A 7,451-nucleotide genomic window follows, 5' to 3' on the forward strand; every position below is an offset into this window, starting at 1 on the left:
AGCCTGGAAGGGCGCGTCAAACTGGTGACTAACAAACCGCTGATCCTGATTAATAACTATATTGGCGACCCGAAACTCGATGCGTTATTTAATGAATTAACCGCTAAGGCTTAATAATAAGGATTCTTATGAAAACTAAAGTTGCAGCCATTTATGGCAAGCGGGACGTCCGTATCCGTGAGTTTGAATTACCGGCAATCACTGATGATGAGTTATTAGTGAGCGTTATTTCAGATAGCGTGTGTTTATCAACATGGAAAGCGGCGCTACTGGCGAGTGACCATAAACGTGTACCAGATGATTTAAATAACCACCCAGTAATTACCGGGCATGAATGCGCAGGAGTCATTGTCGAAGTCGGGAATAATCTTCTCGGCCAATATAAGAAAGGCCAGCGTTATGTATTACAACCGGCAATGGGTTTGCCGAGTGGATATTCAGCCGGTTATAGCTATGAATACTTCGGTGGCAATGCCACGTATATGATTATCCCAAAACAGGCTATCGATCTGGGCTGTGTTTTACCTTATAGAGGATCATATTTTGCAGCCGCCTCTTTAGCGGAGCCAATGTGCTGTATTATTGGGGCTTATAAAGCGAACTATCACACCACGCAATACGTTTATGAACATCGCATGGGAATTAAACCCGGTGGCAACCTGGCATTATTAGCCTGTGCCGGGCCGATGGGCATCGGTGCCATTGATTATGCAATTAACGGCAATATCAAACCGGGCAAAGTGGTGGTGGTTGATATTGATGAAGCCAGACTGGCACAGGCACAAAAACTCTTGCCTGTAGAGCTGGCGGCCAAAAACGGTATCGAGTTGGTGTATGTGAACAGCAAAGAACTGGATAACCCTGCGGCGGCGTTACGTGAGATGACCGGTGGTACGGGCTTTGATGACGTCTTCGTTTATGCCGCCGTACCTGCGGTGATTGAGCTGGGTGATGACCTGCTCGCTGACGACGGCTGCCTGAATTTCTTCGCCGGACCAACGGATAAAAACTTCAAGGTGCCGTTTAATTTCTACAACGTGCATTACGGCAGCACGCATATTGTTGGCACATCTGGCGGCTCCGCCGATGACATGATTGAAGCCATTGAACTTGCTGCCAGCGGGCGATTACAGCCTTCGTTTATGGTTACGCATGTGGGTGGCCTGGATGCGGTTCCTGAAACCGTGCTGAATCTGCCGGATATCCCGGGCGGTAAAAAGCTGATTTACAACGGTGTCACCATGCCGCTGACGGCAATCACTGAATTCGCCAGCCTGGGTGAAACCGATCCATTATTTAAACGCCTTGCCGAACTGGTGGCTGAAACACACGGCGTCTGGAACGAAGCGGCGGAAAAGCATCTGTTAGCCCATTTTGGCGTTGATATCGGTGTGGAGGCCTAACCATGAAAACGCTGGCTTATCCATTTTTCCGCACCACGGAACGGGCCGCGCTTGCAGCCTGGCCATTGATCGGCTGCGGCGATAAGAATCAGATTGATGGCGTGGCTGTGCAGGCAATGCGTGATGCACTTAATCAAATTGATATGCAGGGGCGGATTGTCATTGGCGAAGGGGAGATTGACCACGCGCCGATGCTGTATATCGGCGAGATGTTAGGAAAGGGCGATTCCCGGCAAATCGATATCGCCGTTGACCCCATCGAAGGCACGCGCATGGTGGCGATGGGGCAAAACAATGCGCTGGCGGTGATGGCCTGCGCACCGGTTGGTACCTTGCTGCATGCCCCCGATATGTATATGAAGAAAATCGTGGTGGGCAAGAAAGCCAAAGGGGTGATTAGCCTTGCGGCAACGCTCGCAGATAACCTAAAAAATATTGCCAACGCGCTCGGCAAACCGCTGGAGCGTTTGCGGATGGTGACCCTCGATAAACCCCGCCACCAGGCAATAATTGCCGAAGCTACAAGCCTGGGCGTGAAAGTGATTGCATTACCGGATGGTGACGTGGCTGCAAGCGTGATGACTTGCTTGCTGGATAATCAATACGACGTGATGTACAGCATTGGCGGCGCACCAGAGGGCGTAATTTCTGCCTGTGCGGTGAAAGCATTAGGTGGCGAAATGCAGGTGGAATTAATGGATTTCTGCCAGGCAAAAGGGGAGACGCCTGAACATCGCCAAATTGCTGATTCTGAGCAACGCCGCTGCCGTGAAATGGGCGTCGAAATCAATCGTATTTACAGCCTTGATGAAATCGTCAAAAGCGACGAGGTATTATTTTCCGCAACCGGCGTAACCGGCGGGGATATTTTGCAGGGAGTGCGCGAAGAAGGTGATGTTGTACGCACTCAAACGCTCTTGATTAATGGTATAGAGCGCACCTGTAATATTATAGACTCTTTACATCACCTCTAATGTACTGAGCTATTAATGACCACCTTGAACGAAGATGAAGTACTTGAACAACTGGAAGCGCAAAGTGATTTGGCCTCATTTATGAGCGTCGCGCACGATATTTTGCTTTCCGGCATCAGGCAATTTCTACCTTCGTTATTTGTTGATAATGATGAAGAGATCGTTGAGTACGCGGTTAAGCCTTTGCTTGCCAGAAGTGGGCCGCTGGATGATATCGACGTTGCGCTGCGCCTGATTTACGCGCTGGGGAAAATGGATAAATGGCTGTATGCCGATATTACCTGTTTTTCCCAGTTCTGTGATTTTGTGCAACACAGCAAAGTGGCAATTCAGTTTCATGATGACCTCACTTACGATTTTATTGCGAACCTCAATTCGATTACCCAAAACGCGACATTGTTTAATGCAATAAAAAGCATGAAGTATTCGGATTTCTCAATCTATTCCGAAGCGCGTTATGGCGGCTTAGTGAAAACGGCGTTATCTCTGGCGGTGACTTCATTATTGAAGGAGCTAGTCTGGTGAAAGTCACATTAATTATTAATGGATTAGAGACACAAGCCTGTTTTAAAGAACAAGAAGTCGAAGCGTTACATAAGCCTTTATTAAAGCAACTCGCCGCAAAGCAAAAGCAATTACAGCGTCGGCTGGTGGTATTTTTGGCGGCTCCACCCGGCACCGGTAAGTCAACGCTGGTGGCGTTTTGGGAATATTTGTCTTCGCTCGATCCGGCATTACCTGCGATACAGGCTTTACCGATGGATGGCTTCCATCACTACAACGAATATCTGCTTGCGAACAATCTCAAGCAACATAAAGGCGCACCGCAAACGTTTAATATTCAGAAGCTAACTGGTGCATTGCAGGATCTGCAAAAGCCTGGCAGTCGCTGGCCGCAGTACGATCGTAATCTGCACGATCCGCTGGAAAATGCGATTACCGTTGAAGCGCCCATTGTGGTGGTTGAAGGCAATTGGCTGCTGCTCAATCAGCCAGAGTGGCAGGCATTGCGCCCCCTTTGCGATTTTTCTGTGTTTATCGCTGCTCCTGCGGAATTGCTTTCCGAACGATTGATTAGCCGAAAAATACGTGGCGGCTTGAGCCGTGAGCAGGCGGAGGAATTTTTCCACGCCACTGATGGGCCGAATGTTTTACGTGTGCTCGAAGGAAGCCTGTCTGCCGATATGCAGTTAGTTATGGATGAGCAGGGTGGCTATCATCTCAATTGATACCGGCAGGGTCGTGTAAACGACTCTGTGGTATTTCCATTATTCCTGTGGATAGCTGGTTGTTATTCATTCAACGTGGGTTTCTCGTTGCATTTATTCCATCAAATTTGTGACGTATGTCAGAAGATCGGTTGCCTGTCATGGGGTAACGTTCCATTTATTCCCCGTATCGCTTAACATGGCTGAAGCGTTTCAGTCGAATAAATGTTCGACAATTAAGCAAACAATTGCAGTTTCGAGAGTGCGAGGATTCCCCTCAGACGATTGCTGGATTACTCTGTCAGCCACTTAGTCTCAGGGATTCTGGCAGGAGAGATATGACCGTTCGCATAGCAATTAATGGCTTCGGTCGCATTGGGCGCAACGTGGTACGTGCATTGTACGAATCCGGTCGCCGTGCGGAAATTACCGTCGTAGCAATCAATGAACTGGCTGATGCTGCGGGCATGGCGCATCTGTTGAAGTATGACACTAGCCATGGTCGTTTCGCCTGGGACGTTCGTCAGGAACGCAACCAGTTATGGGTAGGTGATGACACCGTCCGTATTCTGCACGAACCGGATATTGCTGATTTACCGTGGCGTGAACTGGGCGTGGATGTGGTGCTGGATTGTACCGGTGTGTTTGGCTCCCGTGCAGACGGTGAAGCGCATCTGGCTGCCGGTGCCAAAAAAGTCCTCTTCTCTCATCCCGGCGGTAACGACCTCGACGCCACCGTGGTTTACGGTGTGAATCATGAAAGTGTGGTTGCTGAACATCGCATTGTTTCGAATGCTTCCTGCACCACAAACTGCATTATTCCTATTATCAAATTGCTTGATGATGCGTACGGTATTGAATGGGGCACAGTGACCACCATCCATTCCGCGATGCACGATCAACAAGTTATCGACGCCTATCATCCAGACTTGCGCCGCACACGTGCTGCCAGCCAGTCTATTATTCCTGTTGATACGCGTCTTGCTGCTGGTATCACACGTATTTTCCCGCAATTTAACGATCGTTTCGAGGCGATTGCGGTACGTGTTCCGACCATTAACGTCACGGCGATCGATTTAAGCGTGACGGTGAAAAAAGCAGTCAATGCTAATGAAGTCAATAGGTTGCTGCAAAAAGAAGCACGTGATTCATTTCATGGTATAGTTGACTATACGGAATTACCGTTGGTCTCGACTGATTTTAACCATGATCCGCACAGTGCCATTGTTGATGGCACACAAACGCGGGTCAGTGGGCAACATCTGATTAAAACTTTAGTCTGGTGTGATAACGAATGGGGCTTTGCTAACCGAATGCTCGACACGACGTTAGTCATGGCCGCAAGTGGTTTCAGGTAAGGCGCATAAAGCGTCCGCAAAACTTTAAGAATCAACGAGAGGATTCACCATGTCTGTAATTAAGATGACCGATCTGGATCTGGCTGGAAAACGTGTTCTGATCCGTGCAGATTTGAACGTACCAGTTAAAGAAGGGAAAGTGACATCTGACGCACGTATCCGTGCATCACTGCCAACTATCGAATTAGCCCTGAAACAAGGCGCTAAAGTGATGGTAACTTCTCACCTGGGTCGTCCGACTGAAGGCGAGTACAACGAAGAATTCTCTCTGCTGCCGGTTGTTAACTACCTGAAAGACAAATTGTCTGCTCCGGTTCGCCTGGCTAAAGATTACCTCGATGGCGTTGAAGTTGCTGCGGGTGAACTGGTTGTTCTGGAAAACGTTCGCTTTAACAAAGGCGAAAAGAAAGACGACGAAACCCTGTCTAAAAAATACGCTGCACTGTGCGACGTATTCGTCATGGACGCTTTCGGTACTGCACACCGTGCACAGGCTTCTACCCACGGCGTTGGCAAATTCGCAGATATCGCTTGTGCTGGCCCGCTGCTGGCTGAAGAGCTGAGCGCACTGGGTAAAGCATTGAAAGAACCTGCTCGCCCAATGGTGGCTATCGTTGGCGGTTCTAAAGTTTCTACCAAGCTGACCGTTCTGGATTCCCTGTCCAAAATTGCTGACCAGCTGATTGTTGGTGGTGGCATCGCGAACACTTTCGTTGCTGCTCAAGGCCACAACGTCGGTAAATCCCTGTACGAAGCAGACCTGGTTGACGAAGCTAAACGCCTGCTGACTATTTGTGACATCCCAGTTCCTGCTGATGTTCGCGTAGCGACTGAGTTCTCTGAGACTGCTACGGCAACTCTGAAATCTGTCAACGACGTGAAATCTGACGAGCAGATTCTGGATATCGGTGATGCTTCTGCGCAGCAACTGGCTGAAATCCTGAAGAATGCAAAAACCATTCTGTGGAACGGCCCGGTTGGCGTGTTCGAATTCCCGAACTTCCGTAAAGGTACTGAAATCGTTGCCAATGCAATCGCAGACAGCGAAGCGTTCTCTATTGCAGGCGGCGGTGACACCCTGGCAGCTATCGACCTGTTCGGTATTGCAGACAAAATCTCCTACATCTCCACTGGTGGCGGCGCTTTCCTCGAATTCGTGGAAGGCAAAGTTCTGCCAGCAGTAGCTATGCTCGAAGAGCGCGCTAAGAAGTAATGATGATGGGCAGGGTCTCCTGCCCGTTTAATTTTTGCCGCCGCTAAGTCTTAGGTGGCACAAACGTTTTTTCTAACGGCCGACGATACAGGACAACCAAACATGTCTAAGATTTTTGATTTCGTAAAACCAGGTGTTATCACCGGTGATGACGTACAGAAAGTTTTCCAGGTAGCAAAAGAAAACAATTTTGCTCTGCCAGCAGTTAACTGCGTAGGCACTGACTCTATCAACGCCGTTATCGAAACTGCTGCAAAAGTTAAAGCACCAGTTATCGTTCAGTTCTCCAACGGTGGCGCAGCGTTCATGGCGGGTAAAGGCCTGAAAGCTGAAGGCCAACAAGCTGCAATCCTCGGTGGTATCTCTGGTGCGCACCATGTGCATCTGATGGCTGAACATTACGGTGTTCCAGTTATCCTGCACACTGACCACTGCGCTAAGAAACTGCTGCCATGGTTAGACGGCCTGTTGGACGCTGGCGAAAAACACTTCGCAGCAACTGGCAAACCACTGTTCTCTTCTCACATGATTGACCTGTCAGAAGAGTCCCTGGAAGAGAACATCGAAATCTGTTCTAAGTATCTGGAGCGTATGTCTAAAATCGGCATGACTCTGGAAATCGAACTGGGTTGCACCGGTGGCGAAGAAGATGGCGTAGATAACAGCCATATGGACGCATCTTCTCTGTACACTCAGCCAGAAGACGTTGATTACGCTTACGAAAAACTGAATGCTATTAGCCCACGCTTCACTATCGCGGCTTCTTTCGGTAACGTTCACGGCGTTTACAAACCAGGTAACGTGGTTCTGACCCCAACTATCCTGCGCGATTCTCAGGACTATGTTTCTAAGAAACATAATCTGCCGCACAACAGCCTGAACTTCGTATTCCACGGTGGTTCTGGTTCTTCTGCTCAAGAAATCAAAGACTCCGTAAGCTACGGCGTAGTGAAAATGAACATCGATACCGATACCCAGTGGGCAACATGGGAAGGTATCCTGAACTACTACAAAGCGAACGAAGCTTACCTGCAAGGCCAGTTGGGCAACCCGAAAGGCGAAGACCAACCGAACAAGAAATACTACGATCCACGCGTATGGCTGCGTTCTGCTCAGACTTCTATGATCACCCGTCTGGAGCAAGCATTCAAAGAACTGAACGCGATCGACGTTCTGTAATTTGAAGTAGTCAATGCTTGAATCAAGCCCGCCTCGTGCGGGCTTTTTTATCACGATGAGAGCGCAATCGCTTTTATCTCAAGATTTATTATTGAAATATCGATCCATATTCACTT

General features: G+C 48.9%; 7 protein-coding genes and 1 pseudogene. All 8 read left to right on the top strand.

What is annotated here, in order from left to right; all coding sequences use genetic code 11:
- A pseudogene (locus MES37_RS22550) lies at positions 1 to 114 on the top strand (hypothetical protein); the annotation flags it as partial.
- A gap of 14 nt (positions 115 to 128) precedes the next feature.
- Positions 129 to 1,403 (top strand): zinc-binding dehydrogenase, encoded by a 1,275-nt coding sequence (locus tag MES37_RS22555; protein ID WP_064543586.1) that lies wholly within the window; start codon positions 129 to 131, stop codon positions 1,401 to 1,403.
- A 2-nt stretch (positions 1,404 to 1,405) separates the two neighbouring features.
- Entirely contained in the window at positions 1,406 to 2,377 is a 972-nt protein-coding gene (gene glpX, locus MES37_RS22560) for a class II fructose-bisphosphatase (RefSeq protein ID WP_064543588.1), read from the top strand.
- A 15-nt stretch (positions 2,378 to 2,392) separates the two neighbouring features.
- Complete coding sequence (locus tag MES37_RS22565; RefSeq protein WP_121814917.1) at positions 2,393 to 2,902, top strand: MltR family transcriptional regulator; 510 nt, start codon at positions 2,393 to 2,395, stop codon at positions 2,900 to 2,902.
- Positions 2,899 to 3,606, top strand: a complete 708-nt coding sequence (locus MES37_RS22570; protein WP_064543592.1) for a nucleoside/nucleotide kinase family protein — start codon at positions 2,899 to 2,901, stop codon at positions 3,604 to 3,606. Before MES37_RS22565 ends, MES37_RS22570 begins: the two co-directional genes overlap by 4 nt.
- 317 nt (positions 3,607 to 3,923) lie before the next feature.
- Positions 3,924 to 4,943: an erythrose-4-phosphate dehydrogenase gene (gene epd / locus MES37_RS22575; RefSeq protein ID WP_064543594.1), complete on the top strand. Its 1,020-nt coding sequence runs from the start codon at positions 3,924 to 3,926 to the stop codon at positions 4,941 to 4,943.
- 49 nt (positions 4,944 to 4,992) lie between these two features.
- Positions 4,993 to 6,156: a phosphoglycerate kinase gene (gene pgk / locus MES37_RS22580; RefSeq protein ID WP_064543596.1), complete on the top strand. Its 1,164-nt coding sequence runs from the start codon at positions 4,993 to 4,995 to the stop codon at positions 6,154 to 6,156.
- Between the two features lie 102 nt (positions 6,157 to 6,258).
- On the top strand, positions 6,259 to 7,335 hold the full coding sequence (gene fbaA, locus MES37_RS22585) for a class II fructose-bisphosphate aldolase (RefSeq protein WP_064543598.1): 1,077 nt from the start codon (positions 6,259 to 6,261) through the stop codon (positions 7,333 to 7,335).
- The last annotated feature ends 116 nt before the right edge of the window (positions 7,336 to 7,451 follow it).

The organism is Buttiauxella sp. S19-1 (assembly GCF_022134725.1).
Classification (GTDB): Bacteria; Pseudomonadota; Gammaproteobacteria; order Enterobacterales; family Enterobacteriaceae; genus Buttiauxella; species Buttiauxella ferragutiae.